General features: G+C 62.2%; 27 protein-coding genes. 1 reads left to right on the top strand and 26 read right to left on the bottom strand.

Annotated elements, in window-relative coordinates; translation table 11 throughout:
- Positions 1 to 31 precede the first annotated feature (31 nt).
- Positions 32 to 1,945: a BglG family transcription antiterminator gene (locus HCR76_RS03510; RefSeq protein WP_166988278.1), complete on the top strand. Its 1,914-nt coding sequence runs from the start codon at positions 32 to 34 to the stop codon at positions 1,943 to 1,945.
- An 8-nt stretch (positions 1,946 to 1,953) separates the two neighbouring features.
- Here the strand turns inward: HCR76_RS03510 and HCR76_RS03505 are convergent, their stop codons facing one another.
- From HCR76_RS03505 to tuf, 26 genes are all read right to left on the bottom strand, one after another.
- The gene (locus tag HCR76_RS03505; protein WP_166988276.1) at positions 1,954 to 2,829 is read right to left on the bottom strand and encodes an aminotransferase class IV; all 876 of its coding nucleotides are present in this window, start codon (positions 2,827 to 2,829) and stop codon (positions 1,954 to 1,956) included.
- A gap of 25 nt (positions 2,830 to 2,854) precedes the next feature.
- Entirely contained in the window at positions 2,855 to 3,706 is an 852-nt protein-coding gene (map, locus tag HCR76_RS03500; RefSeq protein ID WP_434063574.1) for a type I methionyl aminopeptidase, read from the bottom strand.
- Positions 3,703 to 4,314 (bottom strand): adenylate kinase, encoded by a 612-nt coding sequence (locus tag HCR76_RS03495; RefSeq protein WP_198248134.1) that lies wholly within the window; start codon positions 4,312 to 4,314, stop codon positions 3,703 to 3,705. Before HCR76_RS03495 ends, map begins: the two co-directional genes overlap by 4 nt.
- Positions 4,311 to 5,633: a preprotein translocase subunit SecY gene (secY, locus tag HCR76_RS03490; protein WP_166988274.1), complete on the bottom strand. Its 1,323-nt coding sequence runs from the start codon at positions 5,631 to 5,633 to the stop codon at positions 4,311 to 4,313. Before secY ends, HCR76_RS03495 begins: the two co-directional genes overlap by 4 nt.
- A gap of 162 nt (positions 5,634 to 5,795) precedes the next feature.
- Positions 5,796 to 6,344 carry a 50S ribosomal protein L15 gene (gene rplO / locus HCR76_RS03485; RefSeq protein ID WP_166988272.1) on the bottom strand — a complete coding sequence of 183 codons (549 nt, stop codon included), beginning with the start codon at positions 6,342 to 6,344 and terminating at the stop codon, positions 5,796 to 5,798.
- On the bottom strand, positions 6,344 to 6,529 hold the full coding sequence (gene rpmD, locus HCR76_RS03480) for a 50S ribosomal protein L30 (RefSeq protein WP_166984494.1): 186 nt from the start codon (positions 6,527 to 6,529) through the stop codon (positions 6,344 to 6,346). Before rpmD ends, rplO begins: the two co-directional genes overlap by 1 nt.
- Complete coding sequence (rpsE, locus tag HCR76_RS03475; protein WP_166988270.1) at positions 6,529 to 7,299, bottom strand: 30S ribosomal protein S5; 771 nt, start codon at positions 7,297 to 7,299, stop codon at positions 6,529 to 6,531. The genes rpmD and rpsE overlap by 1 nt, the downstream gene beginning before the upstream one ends.
- Positions 7,296 to 7,655, bottom strand: coding sequence for a 50S ribosomal protein L18 (gene rplR / locus HCR76_RS03470; RefSeq protein WP_166988268.1), 360 nt, complete (start codon positions 7,653 to 7,655; stop codon positions 7,296 to 7,298). The genes rpsE and rplR overlap by 4 nt, the downstream gene beginning before the upstream one ends.
- 2 nt (positions 7,656 to 7,657) lie before the next feature.
- Complete coding sequence (rplF, locus tag HCR76_RS03465) at positions 7,658 to 8,194, bottom strand: 50S ribosomal protein L6 (protein ID WP_166988266.1); 537 nt, start codon at positions 8,192 to 8,194, stop codon at positions 7,658 to 7,660.
- Positions 8,195 to 8,200: 6 nt separating this feature from the next.
- Positions 8,201 to 8,599 (bottom strand): 30S ribosomal protein S8, encoded by a 399-nt coding sequence (rpsH, locus tag HCR76_RS03460; protein ID WP_166988264.1) that lies wholly within the window; start codon positions 8,597 to 8,599, stop codon positions 8,201 to 8,203.
- A gap of 101 nt (positions 8,600 to 8,700) precedes the next feature.
- Positions 8,701 to 9,291, bottom strand: a complete 591-nt coding sequence (gene rplE / locus HCR76_RS03455) for a 50S ribosomal protein L5 (RefSeq protein WP_166988262.1) — start codon at positions 9,289 to 9,291, stop codon at positions 8,701 to 8,703.
- Positions 9,291 to 9,656, bottom strand: coding sequence for a 50S ribosomal protein L24 (rplX, locus tag HCR76_RS03450; RefSeq protein ID WP_166988260.1), 366 nt, complete (start codon positions 9,654 to 9,656; stop codon positions 9,291 to 9,293). Before rplX ends, rplE begins: the two co-directional genes overlap by 1 nt.
- Before the next feature lie 2 nt (positions 9,657 to 9,658).
- Positions 9,659 to 10,027, bottom strand: a complete 369-nt coding sequence (gene rplN, locus HCR76_RS03445) for a 50S ribosomal protein L14 (RefSeq protein WP_166984487.1) — start codon at positions 10,025 to 10,027, stop codon at positions 9,659 to 9,661.
- A 32-nt stretch (positions 10,028 to 10,059) separates the two neighbouring features.
- Positions 10,060 to 10,359, bottom strand: a complete 300-nt coding sequence (gene rpsQ, locus HCR76_RS03440; protein WP_166988258.1) for a 30S ribosomal protein S17 — start codon at positions 10,357 to 10,359, stop codon at positions 10,060 to 10,062.
- 2 nt (positions 10,360 to 10,361) lie between these two features.
- Complete coding sequence (gene rpmC, locus HCR76_RS03435) at positions 10,362 to 10,682, bottom strand: 50S ribosomal protein L29 (RefSeq protein WP_166988256.1); 321 nt, start codon at positions 10,680 to 10,682, stop codon at positions 10,362 to 10,364.
- Positions 10,682 to 11,101, bottom strand: coding sequence for a 50S ribosomal protein L16 (rplP, locus tag HCR76_RS03430; RefSeq protein WP_166988253.1), 420 nt, complete (start codon positions 11,099 to 11,101; stop codon positions 10,682 to 10,684). Before rplP ends, rpmC begins: the two co-directional genes overlap by 1 nt.
- Before the next feature lie 2 nt (positions 11,102 to 11,103).
- Entirely contained in the window at positions 11,104 to 11,856 is a 753-nt protein-coding gene (rpsC, locus tag HCR76_RS03425) for a 30S ribosomal protein S3 (RefSeq protein ID WP_166988251.1), read from the bottom strand.
- Entirely contained in the window at positions 11,856 to 12,248 is a 393-nt protein-coding gene (gene rplV, locus HCR76_RS03420) for a 50S ribosomal protein L22 (protein ID WP_166988249.1), read from the bottom strand. The genes rpsC and rplV overlap by 1 nt, the downstream gene beginning before the upstream one ends.
- A 26-nt stretch (positions 12,249 to 12,274) precedes the next feature.
- Positions 12,275 to 12,556: a 30S ribosomal protein S19 gene (gene rpsS / locus HCR76_RS03415; protein ID WP_166984482.1), complete on the bottom strand. Its 282-nt coding sequence runs from the start codon at positions 12,554 to 12,556 to the stop codon at positions 12,275 to 12,277.
- Positions 12,557 to 12,568: 12 nt separating this feature from the next.
- Positions 12,569 to 13,408, bottom strand: coding sequence for a 50S ribosomal protein L2 (gene rplB, locus HCR76_RS03410; RefSeq protein ID WP_166988247.1), 840 nt, complete (start codon positions 13,406 to 13,408; stop codon positions 12,569 to 12,571).
- Positions 13,409 to 13,425: 17 nt separating this feature from the next.
- Complete coding sequence (gene rplW, locus HCR76_RS03405) at positions 13,426 to 13,725, bottom strand: 50S ribosomal protein L23 (RefSeq protein ID WP_166984480.1); 300 nt, start codon at positions 13,723 to 13,725, stop codon at positions 13,426 to 13,428.
- Positions 13,722 to 14,411, bottom strand: a complete 690-nt coding sequence (rplD, locus tag HCR76_RS03400; RefSeq protein WP_166988245.1) for a 50S ribosomal protein L4 — start codon at positions 14,409 to 14,411, stop codon at positions 13,722 to 13,724. Before rplD ends, rplW begins: the two co-directional genes overlap by 4 nt.
- Before the next feature lie 4 nt (positions 14,412 to 14,415).
- Positions 14,416 to 15,072: a 50S ribosomal protein L3 gene (gene rplC, locus HCR76_RS03395; protein ID WP_166988244.1), complete on the bottom strand. Its 657-nt coding sequence runs from the start codon at positions 15,070 to 15,072 to the stop codon at positions 14,416 to 14,418.
- An 8-nt stretch (positions 15,073 to 15,080) separates the two neighbouring features.
- Positions 15,081 to 15,389, bottom strand: coding sequence for a 30S ribosomal protein S10 (gene rpsJ / locus HCR76_RS03390; protein WP_098409068.1), 309 nt, complete (start codon positions 15,387 to 15,389; stop codon positions 15,081 to 15,083).
- Positions 15,390 to 15,847: 458 nt separating this feature from the next.
- Positions 15,848 to 16,054 (bottom strand): antitoxin, encoded by a 207-nt coding sequence (locus tag HCR76_RS03385; protein ID WP_166988243.1) that lies wholly within the window; start codon positions 16,052 to 16,054, stop codon positions 15,848 to 15,850.
- 135 nt (positions 16,055 to 16,189) lie between these two features.
- Positions 16,190 to 17,383, bottom strand: coding sequence for an elongation factor Tu (gene tuf / locus HCR76_RS03380; RefSeq protein WP_166988242.1), 1,194 nt, complete (start codon positions 17,381 to 17,383; stop codon positions 16,190 to 16,192).
- Between the last annotated feature and the right edge of the window lie 24 nt (positions 17,384 to 17,407).

Below are 17,407 nucleotides of genomic sequence, written 5' to 3'. Positions count from 1 at the left end.
ACTCGTAACTAAGCCCCGTCAAAGGAGAACCGTGAGCACCGATCGACACAGCCAGCTGCTTGAGCAGCTCGTGCGCTCGAACGGGCCTCAGACCGCCGGCGACCTTGCCGATGCGCTCGGCGTCAGTGCTCGCAGCATCCGCACCTATATCGCCGCGATCAAAGCAAAGGCGCATCCGCTGCCCGTGATTGAAGCGGGACCTGACGGATATCGACTCGGGCGCGATGCCTATGCCGCCTATCTCGGCACGGCGAGCGCGTCGGCCGACGACGGCACTCCGCGCGAACGGCTTCACCGCATCGTGCGGCTGCTCGTCGATGAGGCGGACGGCTTCGACGTCTACGAGACGGCGAGCGCGCTGTTCATCAGCGACTCGACGCTCGAAACCGACCTGACTCGCGTTCGCGCTCTGCTCGCCGACACCGGTCTGACGCTGGCGCGCACGGGCGGGCGGGTGGCCCTTCGCGGGTCTGAGCTTGCCAGACGCCGGCTGCTCTCTCGACTGTTCCGTGACGAGACCACGCACGGTATGGCGCAGCTCGATGCGATTCAGCGGGAGTTCGAGTCTGAAAGTCTCGGCTCGTTCAAGACCGACCTCATCGAGGCCCTGCAGGATCGCGGCTACTACATCAACGACTACGGCATGGACAATGTTCTTCTGCACATCGCGATCGCCGCTGATCGCGCGGGCAAGAGCTCTCCCGTCGAGAGTCAGCAGCGCGACACAGGAACGGATGCCGAGCTGCGCAGCGTTGTGCGTGAGCTGTCACGCACGCATTTCGCCGACCCGCTCGGTGACGCAGACATCGGCTATATCGCTTATCTGCTTTCCACGCGTGCCGTCGCGCCGAGGCCAGACGCAGACGCTGCTCTCGCGTCGGAGTACTTCACGCCAGATGAGTACGCGACTGTGCGCTCCATTGCCGAACGCGCGGGCGAGGAATACCTCGTCGATCTGTCGGACGTCGACTTTCTCACCCGACTCACCGTGCACGTCAGCAATCTGCTCGAGCGAGCGGAGGATCAGGCGTACTCCCGCAACCCGCTGACAACATCCCTCAAGACCGCGTACCCCATGATCTACGAACTCGCCGTCTTCATTGCGAGTGGCCTGCATGATGCGCGCGGAATCGTCGTGAATGACGACGAGATCGCATACATTGCCATGCACATCGGTGCACACCTGCAGCAGCAGACTCGTCGTGACGACCTGGCAACGTGTGTGCTCGTCTGCCCCAACTACTACGACCTGCAGGCGATGCTTGCCGACCGCATCATCCAGACACTCGGTGATGCCCTCACTGTCACTCGCGTGGTGACGCGCACCGATGTGCCGTGGGAGCACCTCGACGCCGATCTCGTGCTCACGACGCTCGAGCCGCCGGCCCCCGCCGAGAACATCGTGCGCATTCAGCCGTTCCTGAGCCCGGCCGATGTCGATCGAGTGCGCTCGAGCCTCAGTCGCGTGCGGCGCATCGCCAGGCGCGCATCGATTCGCGACCAGTTGCTGCGATATCTCGACGAGCGGCTTTTTCTGCGCGACGTCGAGGCTGAAAGCGAAGAGGCGCTGATCCGGCTGCTCGGTGAGCGAATGCAGCGGCTCGGGGTCATCGACGGCCGGTACATCGAAGCCGCGATCGAACGCGAGCGCATGTCGTCGACGGCGTTCACCGACACGCTTGCCGTTCCGCACGCGATGGAGATGACGGCGAGCCGCACGTCGATAGCGATCGCCGTCAACGAGCGCAGCATGCCGTGGGGCGACGGTCGCGTGAACGTTGTCGCCCTCATCGCGTTCAGCGCAGACGGTCGTGCACAGTTTCAGGAGGTGTTCGACCAGTTCGTCGAGGTGTTCTCAGAGCGCGAAGACGTGGCGAGCATTGTGCGCGGCGGCCGCACATTCAGCGCGTTCATCGACGCGCTCGTACGCACGATGGACAGCTGACAGCCGCGTCAGCCCAATGTGAGCAGATGATCGTTCATGCGCGCCGAGAGAGCGGCGTCGCGCTGCATGAGGTGCCCATCGACCGCCGTGATCGGCACGACAAGGCGAACGCTCGACACCAGCCAGGCAGCATCCGCCTGCCGCACCTCGTCGGCGCGCACGCGGCGCGACTGCGTGCTGAAGCCGTTGTGCTCCGCCCAGTCGAAGAGCTCTTGCTGCGTTGTGCCCGGCAGGTTGCCGTCGCCGGATGTCGGAGTGACGAGCCGCCTTCCAATTCTAATGATCAGCGACGAGGTGGGGCCCTCGAGCGCATAGCCCTCGAGGGATGTGAACACGACGTCATCGGCGCCGCGGCGATTGGCTTCCCGAAGTGCGGCCATGTTCGGTGCGTACGACAGTGTCTTCGCTCCGGCCAGCATCCACGGGGCGCGCTCGGCGATGTCGATCGGCCAGCCGCGGTCGAGAAGCACAACGCTCACGCCGTCTTCGCGCTCACGCACGTCGGCCGGGGACTCCTGTCCTGTAATCCAGCATGTGGGAGACGACTGCGGCGTTCCGCGAGTGATGACCAGCCTGATCACTCCCCCGCGGTGCGGGTCCATCAGTCCGACGACCCGTTTGATTGCGTGCATCCACTGCTCGGTGTGCGGTTCAGGAAGATCCATGATTCGAGCGGATGCCGCCAGCCTGGCGAGGTGCGGGCCCGGCTTTCTTGCGCTGCCGGCGTTCACGCCGATGGTCTCGAACACCCCGTCGCCTCGCGCTGCACCGGCATCGAAGACGCTCAGTGCTGCAGCATCCGAATGGACCGGCGTAAGCAGAGCGTCGAAGTCGAGACCGGCGTCCGCACGATCCTGCGGAGTGATCAGAAACACGACGGTCATGAACCGACGATACCGCGTTCGGGGTTCAGGCGATGGGCGTCGGTGTGACGCCGAATGGAGCCAGGCCGGCCGCTCCCCCGTCTTCAGCGGTGAGCACCCAGATGCCGCCGGCATGCACGGCGATGCTGTGCTCCCAGTGCGCAGCGACATCGCCATCAACCGTCGCCACTGTCCACTCGTCGTCGAGCACGACGGTATCGGGTGACCCTCCGACCATCATCGGTTCAATCGCGACGACGAGGCCGGGCTTCACGGCGGGCCCCTGCATCGGCACGCGGTAGTTGAAAACGGGAGGTTCCTCGTGCATCGAGCGCCCGATGCCGTGCCCGATGTAGTCCTCGATGATGCCGTATTCGTCGCCGAACGCATCCGGGTTCGCTTCGATGTAACCCTGCACAGCGTCGCCGACCTCGTTCAGGTGCGTCGCCGTGACTAAACGCGCGATCCCTGCCCACATGGAGCCTGCCGTCGTTTGGGACAGGCGCTCGTTGTCGCGCTGCACGTCGGGGCGTTCCGCATCGGGTACCACGACGGTGGCCGCCGAGTCGCCGTTCCAGCCGCCGACGTCGGCACCACAATCAATCGAGACGATGTCGCCGGCCTCGATGATGCGTGCACCGGGAATGCCATGCACGACTTCGTCGTTCACCGACACACACAGCGTGTGATGGTAGCCGTGTTCCATCTTGAAGTTCGGCTTTCCGCCACCGGCGACGATCACGCTCTCGGCGATGCTGTCGATCTCCGCCGTCGTCACGCCCGGGCGCACAGCAGCGCAGGCAGCCTCGAGGGCACGGGCCGTCAGCAGACCCGGCTCAATCATCAGGCGCAACTGTGCTGGCGACTTGTAGATCGAGCGGCGAAGCGGCCGTATCAAGCGGATGCTGCCAGACCGTGCTGCGCGAGTGCGCTCAGCACGCGGTCGCTGACCTCATCGATCGCGCCAAGTCCGTCGATGCTCACAACGACGCCTCGCTCCCGATACGCGGCGATGACCGGCTCGGTCTGCTCGTGATAGACGTCCTGTCTGTGGCGAATGACGTCTTCGGTGTCGTCAGAGCGCCCCTGCTGCTCCGCACGAAGCAGCAGGCGCTTCACTACCTCGTCACGATCCGCCGTGAGCTGCACGACGGCGTCGAGCGTGTTTCCGGAAGCCGCGAGAATGCGATCGAGCTCAGCCACCTGCTCCTCCGTGCGGGGGTAGCCGTCAAGCAGAAAGCCGTCACGCGCGTCGTCCTGCTGAAGCCGGTCGGCGACGATCTCGTTTGTGAGGGTGTCGGGGACGTATCCGCCGCTGGAGACTATCGCGTCCACCTTCTTGCCGAGCTCTGTTCCTTCGGCAATGTTCTGACGAAAGATGTCGCCCGTCGAGATTGCGGGAATACCATACGTCTTCGCGATCACGCCAGCCTGAGTGCCTTTGCCCGCCCCGGGAGGGCCGACGATCAACAGTCGAACGCCATCACTTACATGTTCCGTCGTCATCGAAGCAGCCCTTCGTAGTGGCGCTGTTGGAGTTGCGAATCGATCTGCTTGACCGTTTCAAGACCAACACCGACGATGATCAGGATGGATGCTCCGCCGAACGGGAAGTTCTGGTTCGCGCCAACTGTCGCGAGGGCGACAAGCGGAATCAGAGCGATCAATCCGAGGTACAGCGATCCGGGCAACGTCACGCGGGTGAGCACGTAGTCCAGGTACTCGGCCGTCGGACGTCCGGCGCGAATGCCGGGAATGAATCCGCCGTACTTCTTCATGTTGTCGGCGACTTCCTCCGGGTTGAAGGTAATCGCGACGTAGAAGTACGTGAATCCGATGATGAGCAGGAAGTACAGCGCCATGTACAGCGGGTGATCACCGTTCGTCAGGTAGGTCGTGATCCAGGTCACCCATGCCGCGGGCTGCTCTCCAGCCGCCGGCTGATTGAACTGCGCGATCAGGGCAGGCAGGTACAGCAACGACGACGCGAAGATGATCGGGATAACACCGGCCATGTTCACCTTGATCGGAATATACGTGCTGTTTCCGCCGTAGGTGCGACGTCCGACCATTCTCTTCGCATATTGCACAGGCACTCGACGTTGAGACTGCTCGACGAAGACGACTGCGATGACGACGACGCAGCCGATGGCGAGAACGAGCAGGAACATCTCGAATCCGTGCGACTCGGCGATTGCCCACAGCGAGCTCGGGAACGTCGCGGCGATCGACGTGAAGATCAGCAGCGACATTCCGTTGCCGATGCCGCGCTCGGTGATGAGCTCTCCCATCCACATGATGAGACCGGTGCCCGCCGTCATTGTGAGCACCATGAGCAACACCGCGTACCAGGTGTCGTCCGTGATCAGTGAGCTGCACTCAGGGCCCGAGTTCGTGCCGAAAAGCGCACCGCTTCGTGCGACAGTGATCAGCGTCGTCGACTGCAGGATGCCGAGGAAGATGGTGAGGTAACGCGTGTACTGCGTGAGCTTGCTCTGGCCTGCCTGGCCTTCCTTGTGCAAGGTCTCGAAGTGCGGAATGACCACGCGAAGCAGCTGGGTGATAATCGACGCCGTAATGTACGGCATGATGCCGAGGGCGAAAATCGACAGCTGCAGAAGCGCGCCACCCGAGAACAGGTTGACGAGCTCGTAGAGACCGCTTGTGCCCTGGTTCTGAGCCAGACACTTCTGGACGTTGCCGAAATCGACGAAGGGCGTCGGAATGAACGAGCCGAGTCGATACAGGGCGATGATGCCGAGTGTGAAGCCGATCTTCCGGCGCAGGTCCGGGGTGCGGAAGATCCGCGCAATAGCGCTAAACAACAAGGGCCTCCTGGGTTGAGCCGGCCATTCCGGCTCGCCATGCCTACAGTGGGCCTTCCGAAATCGAAGGGCCCAGCAATCGAATCTAGCCGATTACTGGGCCCGACGAATAATCGAGAGGCGCGATTCACTCAGTTGGCGAGTCGCACGACCGGTCGTAACTTACTTGATCGAGCCGCCGGCAGCGACGATCTTCTGCTCAGCCGAGCCGGAGACCTTGTCGACCTCGACGTTCAGCTTCACCGAGATGTCGCCATTCCCGAGAACCTTGACCTTCTCGTTCTTGCGAACGGCGCCCTTTGCCACGAGGTCGTCAACGGTAACGTCGCCGCCCTTCGGGTAAAGCTCGGCAAGGCGCTCAAGGTTCACAACCTGGTACTCCACGCGGAACGGGTTCTTGAACCCGCGCAGCTTCGGGGTACGCATGTGTGCCGGGAGCTGTCCACCCTCGAAGCCGGGACGAACCTGGTAACGAGCCTTGGTTCCCTTGGTACCACGACCAGCGGTCTTACCCTTCGATCCCTCACCGCGACCGACGCGTGTACGTTCGGTCTTGGCTCCGGGAGCCGGGCGAAGGTGGTGCACCTTCAACGCGGGAGTGCTGGGAACGTCAGCCTTGGCTTCTGACTTCTTGGCCGTTGCCTTTTTTGCCGGCGCCTTGGCGGCAGGAGCGGCCTTCGTATCGGTGACGTCCTTCTTCTCGTCAGCCATTAGTCGATCTCCTCAACCTTTACGAGGTGGGAAACAGTGTTGACGTAGCCACGGTTCTGACGCGTGTCCTCGCGAACGACGACGTCACCGATGTGCTTGAGTCCCAGGCTGCGAAGCGTGTCGCGCTGGTTCTGCTTCTCACTAATTTTGGACTTGATCTGCGTGACCTTCAGCTGTGCGGCCATTATGCACCTGCCTTTGCGGCGGCAGCGGCTTCAGCGAAGCGCGCCTCGATCTGCAGCAACTTGGCGGGAGCGACCTCGTCGTATTCCTTGCCGCGGCGAGCAGCCACGGAGCGGGGCTCCTCCAGCTGCTTGAGCGCGGTGACCGTTGCGTGCACGATATTGATGGTGTTCGAGGAACCGAGCGACTTGCTCAGCACGTCGTGAATTCCTGCGCACTCGAGAACGGCGCGCACCGGACCACCGGCGATAACACCGGTACCTGCTGCAGCCGGACGCAGAAGAACGACACCTGCCGCTTCCTCGCCCTGAACGGGGTGGGGAATCGACTGGCCGATGCGAGGAACGCGGAAGAAGTTCTTCTTCGCTTCCTCGACGCCCTTCGAGATCGCGAGAGGAACCTCGCGCGCCTTGCCGTATCCGACGCCCACAACACCGTTTCCATCGCCGACGACGACGAGAGCGGTGAAGCTGAAGCGACGACCACCCTTGACGACCTTCGACACGCGGTTGATGGTGACAACGCGCTCAAGGAACTGGTTCTTGTCGTCGCGTCCGCCGCGGTCACGTCCACCACGGTCGCCACGACCCTGGTTGCGCTCGCCACGTCCACCGCCACGACGGTTGTTGCGGGGGTCGTCGGTGCGCGGTTCAGAACCGGCAGCGGTCTCCACAGGCTTCTCAACAACCGGTTCTACAGTCTGATCTGCAGCCGTCTTGTCTGTAGCAGTCTGGTCTGTAGCCACGTCCTGCTCCTTCTTTGCTTCGCTCACAGGTTCAGCCCACCTTCTCGAGCACCTTCAGCGATCGCCGCGACGCGTCCTGCGTAACGGTTACCACCACGGTCAAATACTACGGACTCGATACCGGCGTCCTTGGCGCGAGAAGCGACAAGCTCGCCGACCTTCTTTGCCTTCTCCGACTTGTCAGCGGAGAGTGAGCGCAGATCGGTTTCGAGAGTGGAGGCCGACACGAGAGTGCGGCCCTGAGAATCGTCCACGACCTGAACGAACACGTGGCGCGCCGAGCGAGTGACAACGAGGCGCGGACGCGACGTGGTCCCCACGACCTTCTTGCGAAGGCGCGCGTGACGACGGTCGCGGGCTGACGACTTGGTCTTGACAGCCATGCTTACTTACCAGCCTTTCCGGCCTTGCGGCGAATAACCTCGCCTGCGTAGCGCACGCCCTTGCCCTTGTATGGCTCAGGCTTACGAATCTTGCGAATGTTGGCAGCGGTCTCGCCGACGGCCTGCTTGTCGATACCCGACACCATCACCTTGTTGTTGCCTTCGACGGTCAACGTGATTCCGGCGGGCGGCTCGACAATCACCGGGTGCGAGAAGCCGAGCGCGAACTCGATGTTCGAGCCCTTCTGCTGCACGCGGTAACCGGTTCCGACGACCTCAAGTCCCTTGCTGTAGCCGGTGGTGACGCCGATGATGTTGTTGTTGATCAGCGTGCGGGTCAGGCCATGCAGCGAACGCGACTCGCGCTCTTCGTCGGGACGGCTGACGACGACCTGGCCGTCATCCAGCTTCGCCACGATGGGCTCGGCAATGGTGAGGCTCAACTCGCCCTTCGGGCCCTTGACGACAACGGACTGACCGTTAATGGAGACATCGACCCCTGCGGGGATGTCAATGGGAAGCTTTCCAATACGTGACATTGCGCGTTACCACACGTAAGCGAGGACTTCCCCGCCAACGCCCTTCTTCTCGGCCTCACGGTCTGTCAGAAGACCGGAGGAGGTGGACAGGATGGCGACGCCGAGTCCGCCGAGCACGCTGGGGAGCTCCGTTGACTTGGCGTACACGCGAAGGCCTGGCTTTGAGACACGCTTGATGCCGACGATAGACGGCTCACGGTCTGGCCCGAACTTGAGGTTCAGCGTCAGCGTCTGTCCGACGCGGGCGTCCTCGACGTCCCAGCCGGTGATGAAGCCCTCGCCCACGAGAATCTCCGCGATGCGGCCCTTGAGCTTCGAGTGCGGCATCGACACGGATTCGTGGTGCGCCGAGTTGGCGTTGCGCAGTCTGGTCAGCATGTCTGCGACCGGATCTGTCATTGTCATGTGTTATTTCCTTTGTTCACCAGGTTTCGCACACCCGTTACACGAATGCCGACCTGTGGTGTGAACGGGGCCGGCATGTGCCGACCCCGCAGCGCCGCTGGTTAGGCGGCGTCCTTCTGAGCGAACGGGAAGCCGAGCGCCTTGAGCAGCGCGCGACCCTCGTCGTCGTTCTTCGCCGTGGTGACGAACGTGATGTCGAAACCCCGAACGCGGTCGATCCGGTCCTGGTCAATCTCGTGGAACACGGACTGCTCGGTGAGACCGAATGTGTAGTTGCCGTTTCCATCGAACTGGCGGTCGTTGAGCCCGCGGAAGTCGCGAATTCGCGGAAGTGCAAGTGACAGGAGCCGATCGAGGAATTCCCAGGCGCGGTCACCGCGAAGCGTGGTGTGCGCGCCGATTGCCTGACCTTCACGCAGTTTGAACTGCGCGATGGACTTGCGGGCCTTCGTGACCTGCGGCTTCTGGCCGGTGATCTTGGTCAGGTCGGCGATAGCGCCGTCGATGACCTTGCTGTCGCGCGCTGCGTCGCCGACGCCGGTGTTCACAACGATCTTCACCAGGCCAGGGACCTGGTGAACGTTCGAGAACCCGAACTGCTCTTTGAGCTGCGGGACAATCTCCGTCTTGTACTTCTGCTTCAGGCGCGGCTGGATTTTGCCAGCGGGCGCAGCAGTTGCGGTGTCAGTCATTACTTCAGGTCCTTACCAGACTTCTTGTCGTAGCGAACGCGCACCGTCTTGGCAACGCCGTCCTTGACGACTTCTTCGTTGCGGAAGCCGACCTTCGCCGGCTTCTTGCTGTCGGGCTCGACAAGCGCAACGTTTGAGATGTGGATCGACGCTTCATGGGTTTCAAGACCACCGGTCTTGGTACCGCGCTGCGTCTGGCCCTGGCGCACGTGCTTCGTGACGTAGTTGACGCCCTCGACGATCACACGCTCCTTCTCAACGAGCACCTCGATGACGCGACCCTGTTTGCCACGGTATCCACCGCGCTCTTCGGTCGGGCCGCTGATGACCTGAACCAGGTCACCCTTCTTGATCTTTGCTCCCATGACTAGATAACCTCCGGTGCCAGCGAGACGATCTTCATGAACCGCTTGTCGCGAAGCTCGCGACCGACGGGCCCGAAGATACGGGTACCGCGAGGCTCACCGTCGGTCTTCAAGATCACTGCGGCGTTCTCGTCGAACTTGATGTATGAACCGTCTTGACGACGGGTCTGCTTCTTCGTGCGCACGATAACGGCCTTGACGATATCGCCGCGCTTCACGTTTCCGCCGGGGATGGCATCCTTCACTGTGGCGACGATGGTGTCACCGAGGCCAGCGTAGTGACGGCCTGATCCGCCGAGCACGCGAATCGTGAGGAGCTCTTTGGCGCCGCTGTTATCGGCGACCTTGAGCCGTGATTCCTGCTGAATCATTCCTTACTCCTTCTCACAGCAAGCCAGAGGGCTTACTTGGCCTTTTCGACGATCTCGACCAGGCGCCAACGCTTGGTGGCGCTCAACGGACGGGTCTCGTCGATGACGACGAGGTCGCCAATGCCGGCCTGCCCCTGCTCGTCGTGCGCCTTCACCTTGGAGCTGCGGCGAATGACCTTGCCGTACAGCGGGTGCTTCACGCGGTCTTCGACCTCAACGACGATGGTCTTCTCCATCTTGTCGCTGACGACGTAGCCGCGAAGGGTCTTGCGGTAACCGCGAGCAGGAGCGCCTGACGCGGCCTCGGATGCTGCCTTTGCAGTCTCAGCCATGTCTAGGCCTCCTTCGTCTCGTCAGCCGCGGCTGCCTCTTCGGCGGCCTTGGCCTTCTTGCTCTTGCGGGTCTCCTTTGCGGGAGTCTCGACAGCGACCGGTGTGGCGCGGATGCCGAGCTCACGCTCGCGGATGACCGTGTAGATACGAGCGATGTCGCGCTTGACAGCACGCAGTCGCCCGTGCGTCTCGAGCTGACCTGTCGCCGCCTGGAAGCGAAGGTTGAACAGTTCTTCCTTCGCTTTGCGCAGCTCGTCAGTAAGACGCTCGTCTTCAAATGTGTCGAGCTCAGCGGGGGTGAGCTCCTTGGATCCGATCGCCATTACGCGTCGCCCTCCTCGCGCTTGATGATGCGTGCCTTGAGGGGCAGCTTGTGAATTGCACGGGTGAGTGCTTCGCGGGCAAGTGTCTCGTCGACACCTGCAACCTCGAACAGCACGCGACCGGGCTTGACGTTAGCGACCCACCACTCGGGTGAGCCCTTACCGGAACCCATGCGGGTCTCAGCCGGCTTCTTCGTGAGCGGGCGGTCGGGGTAGATGTTGATCCACACCTTTCCACCACGCTTGATGTGACGCGTCATCGCGATACGAGCAGCCTCGATCTGACGGTTGGTCACATAGGCGGGGGTGAGTGCCTGAATGCCGTACTCACCGAAGCTGACCTTGGTGCCGCCGGTAGCCTGACCGGTGCGAACCGGCCTGTGCTGCTTGCGGAACTTAACTCTGCGGGGAATCAACATGATTAAGCACTGGCTCCTTCTGCGACCGGCGCCTGAGCCTCACGCGGCTGGCGACGAGGACGCTCGTTGCGCTCGCGGCTTGGCTTCGAGTTCGCCTGCTCACGAGCGAGTTCCTTGTTGGTGACGTCGCCCTTGTAAATCCAGACCTTCACGCCGATACGACCAAAAGTCGTGCGCGCCTCGTAGAAGCCGTAGTCGATGTTCGCGCGGAGTGTGTGCAGCGGCACGCGACCTTCGCGGTAGAACTCGGAACGGCTCATCTCGGCGCCGCCAAGACGGCCGGACACCTGAATACGAACGCCCTTTGCGCCCGCACGCTGAGCGCCCTGCAAACCCTTGCGCATTGCGCGGCGGAAAGCCACACGTGCGGAGAGCTGCTCGGCGATGCCCTGTGCTACGAGCTGCGCGTCGGCCTCAGGGTTCTTCACCTCGAGGATGTTGAGCTGGATCTGCTTGCTCGTGAGCTTCTCGAGCTCACCGCGGATGCGCTCGGCCTCCGCACCGCGACGACCGATGACGATACCCGGGCGTGCGGTGTGGATGTCCACACGAACACGGTCACGGGTGCGCTCGATCTCGATGCGCGACACGCCTGCGCGGTCGAGCGATGTTGTCAGCAGCTTGCGGATCTTGACGTCTTCTGCGACATAGTCGCTGTAACGCTGTCCCGGCTTGGTGCTGTCAGCGAACCAGCGCGAAACGTGGTCGGTAGTGACACCAAGACGAAAGCCGTACGGGTTTACTTTCTGGCCCATTACTTGCTCGCCTTCTTTGTTTCCGTGGCTGCGCTTACCTCATCAGGCGTCGAGAGGACGATCGTGATGTGGCTTGTGCGCTTGTTGATGCGGTATGCGCGGCCCTGGGCGCGCGGCTGGAACCGCTTGAGGGTCGCACCCTCGTCGACATATGCCTTGGTGATGTACAGGTCCTGCTCGTCGAGGAAGCTGTTCTCGGCATCCGCCTTCACGCGAGCGTTGGCGATAGCCGAAGCGACCAGCTTGTAGACGGGCTCTGAAGCACCCTGCGGGGCAAACTTCAGGATGGCAAGTGCCTCCTGCGCCTGCTTGCCGCGGACAAGGTTGACAACGCGGCGGGCCTTCATGGGGGTGACGCGGATGTGTCGCACGCGTGCGATCGACTCCACCATTTCTATTCCTCCTTCACGTCCCCGCGTTAGCGGCGACGGCCCTTCTTGTCGTCCTTCACGTGTCCACGGAAGGTGCGGGTCGGAGCAAACTCGCCGAGCTTGTGACCGACCATGCTCTCGGTGACGAACACCGGGATGTGCTTGCGACCGTCGTGCACCGCGATGGTGTGACCGAGCATTGCCGGCACGATCATCGAGCGGCGCGACCAGGTCTTGATGACGTTCTTGTTCTTAGCCTCATTCGCGACTACCACCTTGCGGAGCAGGTGTTCGTCAACGAAGGGGCCCTTCTTGAGACTGCGTGGCATCTTCTACAACTCCTACTTGCGCTTCTTCGAGGTGGGCCGACGACGAACGATGAGCTTGTCGCTTTCCTTGTTGGGGTGACGCGTGCGGCCTTCCTTCTGGCCCCACGGGCTGACCGGGTGGCGTCCACCGGAGGTCTTGCCCTCACCGCCACCGTGCGGGTGGTCGACCGGGTTCATGACGACACCGCGCACTGTCGGGCGAACGCCCTTCCAGCGGCTGCGTCCGGCCTTGCCCCAGTTGATGTTCGACTGCTCGGCATTGCCGACCTCGCCGACCGTTGCACGGCAGCGAGCATCCACGTTGCGGATCTCACCCGACGGCAGGCGAAGCTGCGCGTAGGGGCCGTCCTTTGCGACGAGTCGAACCGATGCACCGGCCGAACGAGCGAGCTTCGCTCCTCCACCGGGCTTCAGCTCGATAGCGTGCACGACGGTACCGGTCGGGATGTTGCGGAGGGGGAGGTTGTTTCCCGGCTTGATGTCAGCACCCGAACCGGACTCGACGACGTCACCCTGCTTGAGCTTCTGCGGCGCGAGGATGTAGCGCTTCGTGCCGTCGAAGAAATGAAGCAGTGCAATGTGCGCTGTGCGGTTGGGGTCGTACTCGATGTGAGCAACCTTGGCGTTCACGCCGTCTTTGTCATGGCGACGGAAGTCGATGACGCGGTACTGGCGCTTGTGGCCACCACCGATGTGACGGGTAGTGATGCGTCCCTGGTTGTTGCGGCCACCGGTCTTCGACAGCGGGCGAAGGAGCGACTTCTCAGGCGTCGTGCGCGTGATTTCGGCGAAGTCGGAAACGCTCGAACCGCGGCGACCCGGGGTCGTGGGCTTGTACTTACGAATAGCCATTGTTTATTCCTGTACTCCTAGCCGACAGCCGTGAAGATGTCGATGGAACCGGACTTCAGCGACACAATGGCGCGCTTGGTGTCTTTGCGCTTGCCGATGCCGAAGCGAGTGCGACGGGTCTTACCCTGACGATTCAGGGTGTTGACCGAAGCAACCTTGACGCTGAAGATCTTCTCGATCGCGAACTTGATCTCAGTCTTGTTCGCGCGGTCGTCGACGATGAAGGTGTACTTGCCCTCGTCGATCAGGCCGTAGCTCTTCTCCGAAACGACCGGCGCGATGATGATCTCGCGGGGGTCCTTGACTGTCTGGCTCATGCCGAGACCTCCTCAGTTGCTTCAGCCGAGCTCGCTGTCGCCGTGACCGACTTGCCCGCAGCAGGACCGGCGATAAAGCCATCGAGTGCTGCCGATGTGAAGACGATGTCGTCAGAGACGAGAACGTCGTACGCATTGAGCTGGTCGTAGGTGAGAACGTGCACAGTCGGGATGTTGCGAACGGCGAGGCGGCTTGCCTCGTCGCTGCGCTCGATGACCGCGAGGATGTGCTTCGACTCGGCGATCTTGGCGAGGAACTCGACAGCATTCTTGGTGGGACGCTCGTCAGAGACCGCGAAGGTCTCTACAACGTGAATGCGTCCGCCGCGAGCGCGGTCGGAAAGCGAACCGCGCAGGGCCGCCTGGATCATCTTCTTGGGGGTGCGCTGAGCGTAGTCGCGAGGCACGGGACCGTGGACGATGCCACCGCCGGTGTGCTGAGGCATACGGATCGAGCCCTGACGAGCGCGGCCTGTGCCCTTCTGCTTGAACGGCTTGGCGCCGGAGCCTGAGACCTCACCGCGACCCTTGGTCTTGTGAGTTCCCTGACGGGCTGCAGCCTGCTGAGCCACGACAACCTGGTGGATCAGCGGAATGTTGGCCTGAACGTCGAACACCTCAGCGGGCAGTTCGACCGAACCGGTCTTCTTGCCTTTGGCGTCGATAACGTCGAGCGAGGTAGCCATTGAACTACGCTCCCTTCACTGCGTTGCGAACGAAAACGATGCGGCCACGAGGACCGGGAACCGCGCCCTTGACGAGCATGAGGCCCTTGTCCGCGTCAATTGCGTGAACCTTGAGGTTCAGCACCGTCACGCGGTCGCCGCCCATGCGGCCGGCCATGCGGTGTCCCTTGAAGACGCGACCGGGGGTGGCCGAGGCGCCGATGGAACCGGGCTTGCGGTGGTTGCGGTGGGCACCGTGTGATGCCGAGACGCCCTGGAAGTTGTGCCGCTTCATGACACCGGCGAAGCCCTTGCCCTTGGAAGTGCCGACAACGTCGACCTTCTGGCCGGCTTCGAACACGCCGTCAATTGTGAGCTCCTGACCGAGTGAGTAGTCAGCAGCATCTTCCGTGCGCACCTCGGTGAGGTGGCGGCGGGGTGTGACGCCGGCGTTCTTGTAGTGTCCTGCGGAGGGCTGGTTCACCTTGCGGGGGTCGATCTCGCCTGCGGCGATCTGCACGGCGTTGTAGCCGTCGACCTCGGGGGTGCGCACCTGCGTAACCACGTTAGGAGCGATCTCGATGACGGTGACGGGAACGACCTTGCCTTCGTCGTCCCACACCTGAGTCATGCCCAGCTTCTTGCCGAGCAGACCCTTGCTGGTCTTGTTCTGCGTAGCCATGACTTCCCTTAGAGCTTGATCTCGATGTTGACGTCGGCCGGCAGGTCGAGACGCATAAGCGAGTCAACGGCCTTGGGCGTCGGGTCGACGATGTCGATCAACCGCTTGTGGGTACGCATCTCGAAGTGCTCGCGGCTGTCCTTGTACTTGTGGGGTGAACGAATAACACACACCACGTTCTTCTCGGTCGGAAGCGGCACGGGGCCGACGACCTGGGCACCCGCGCGGGTGACTGTGTCGACGATCTTGCGCGCCGAGGTGTCGATGACCTCATGGTCATACGACTTAAGTCGAATGCGGATCTTCTGTCCCGCCATCTGTGACTCACTCTCTGTCGTGCGTCTTACGAATTGTTCGCATTGGACGCTCTTTACTGTGCGCCGTCAGGAGTTCCCTCCGGCGCTGGCACTGCTCTGCGTACCACTGTTCTTCTGTCAAGCCTCACCACTGTTCACCGAATTCGAACCCGTTTCCGGGCACGCGAATACGCGGCGAAATTGCATCAGTGATTAAGTCGGTGTTCTGCTGCCCGCGGCCTAGACATCGTTGCGGTCTATGCACTGCCTGGCAGTGATCCGGAAGGCACGCCACACGACGCGTCCGAAATACTGAACTAGTTGAGTTTGCCAGATATCCGAGCATTGTGCAACCCGGGCGTGTCGCGATACGGGGCCGAGGCAGCGATTCCCAGGATTGTCACGGCAATGCCCCGGCACATGACTGAGGAGGGCCCGAATTCGGGCCCTCCTCAGATGGTCTTTTATCGCGACGTCAGTTACTCATTACCGAGCTTTTCATCGAGCGAATCGCGACCGCCGTCGATCTGGTCGGAGAACTTACCCCCGGTGAGCGAGTCCGCGGCATCCGACGCCTTATCGAGGCCCTTGTCGCTGATGCCTTCGGCCTGTTCCGAGTGCACTGCTTCGTCAATCTTGTCTTTGTTCTGGTCGAACAGATCCTTGCCTTTGTCGAAGAGTCCCATGGTTCCTCCTGAATAGCGACGGACAGTTTTGCCTCCATTGTGCCCATTCGGGGCACCAGTAACAAGGGTTTCGAGACAAACAAACGGGGCCGGGCCCGAAGGCCCGACCCCGAGAGAGATCTGAAGTCGCGAAGACTACTTGTTGATCTTGGTGACGGTGCCGGCACCAACGGTGCGGCCACCCTCACGGATAGCAAAGCCGAGGCCCTCTTCCATAGCGATCGGCTGAATCAGCTCGACCGACATGTCCGTCGTGTCGCCGGGCATGACCATCTCGGTGCCCTCGGGCAGTGAGATGACGCCGGTGACGTCGGTGGTGCGGAAGTAGAACTGCGGACGGTAGTTCGTGTAGAACGGGTTGTGGCGTCCACCCTCGTCCTTCGAGAGGATGTACGCGGTGCCCTCGAAGTTCGTGTGCGGCGTGACCGAACCCGGCTTCACGACAACCTGGCCGCGCTCAACGTCCTCGCGCTTGGTTCCGCGGAGGAGAAGACCACAGTTCTCGCCGGCCCATGCCTCGTCGAGCTGCTTGTGGAACATCTCGATACCCGTGACCGTGGTCTTCTGCGTCGGGCGGATCCCGACGATCTCGACCTCGGAGTTGATAGCGAGCGTGCCGCGCTCGGCACGGCCGGTGACGACAGTTCCACGACCGGTGATCGTGAAGACGTCCTCGATCGGCATGAGGAACGGCTTGTCCTTGTCGCGCTCGGGGTCAGGAACGTTCTCATCGACGGCCTCCATGAGGTCGACAATGGCCTGCTCCCACTTCGCGTCACCCTCAAGTGCCTTGAGAGCCGAGACCTGAATGACCGGAGCGTTGTCGCCGTCGAAGCTCTGGCTCGAAAGAAGCTCGCGAACCTCGAGCTCAACGAGCTCCATGATCTCTTCGTCGTCCACCATGTCGGACTTGTTCAGAGCCACAACGAGGTAGGGAACGCCGACCTGCTTGGCGAGCAGGACGTGCTCGCGGGTCTGGGCCATCGGACCGTCGGTGGCAGCAACCACGAGGATCGCGCCATCCATCTGAGCGGCACCGGTGATCATGTTCTTCACATAGTCGGCGTGGCCCGGAGCGTCAACGTGTGCATAGTGACGCTTAGGGGTCTCGTACTCAATGTGCGAGATGTTGATCGTGATACCGCGCTGACGCTCTTCAGGAGCCGAGTCGATGCTGGCGAAGTCCTGCTGAACGTTGACGTCAGACGGGTACTTGATTGAGAGAACGTGCGAGATCGCCGCGGTAAGAGTGGTCTTACCGTGGTCGACGTGACCGATCGTTCCGATGTTTACGTGCGGCTTGGTCCGCTCGAACTTGGCCTTAGCCACTGTGGTCCTCCTCAGGACTCTCGT

It is taken from the genome of Paramicrobacterium chengjingii (assembly GCF_011751765.2).
GTDB lineage: Bacteria > Actinomycetota > Actinomycetes > Actinomycetales > Microbacteriaceae > Paramicrobacterium > Paramicrobacterium chengjingii.
This window is presented reverse-complemented; position numbering and strand designations above follow the sequence as displayed.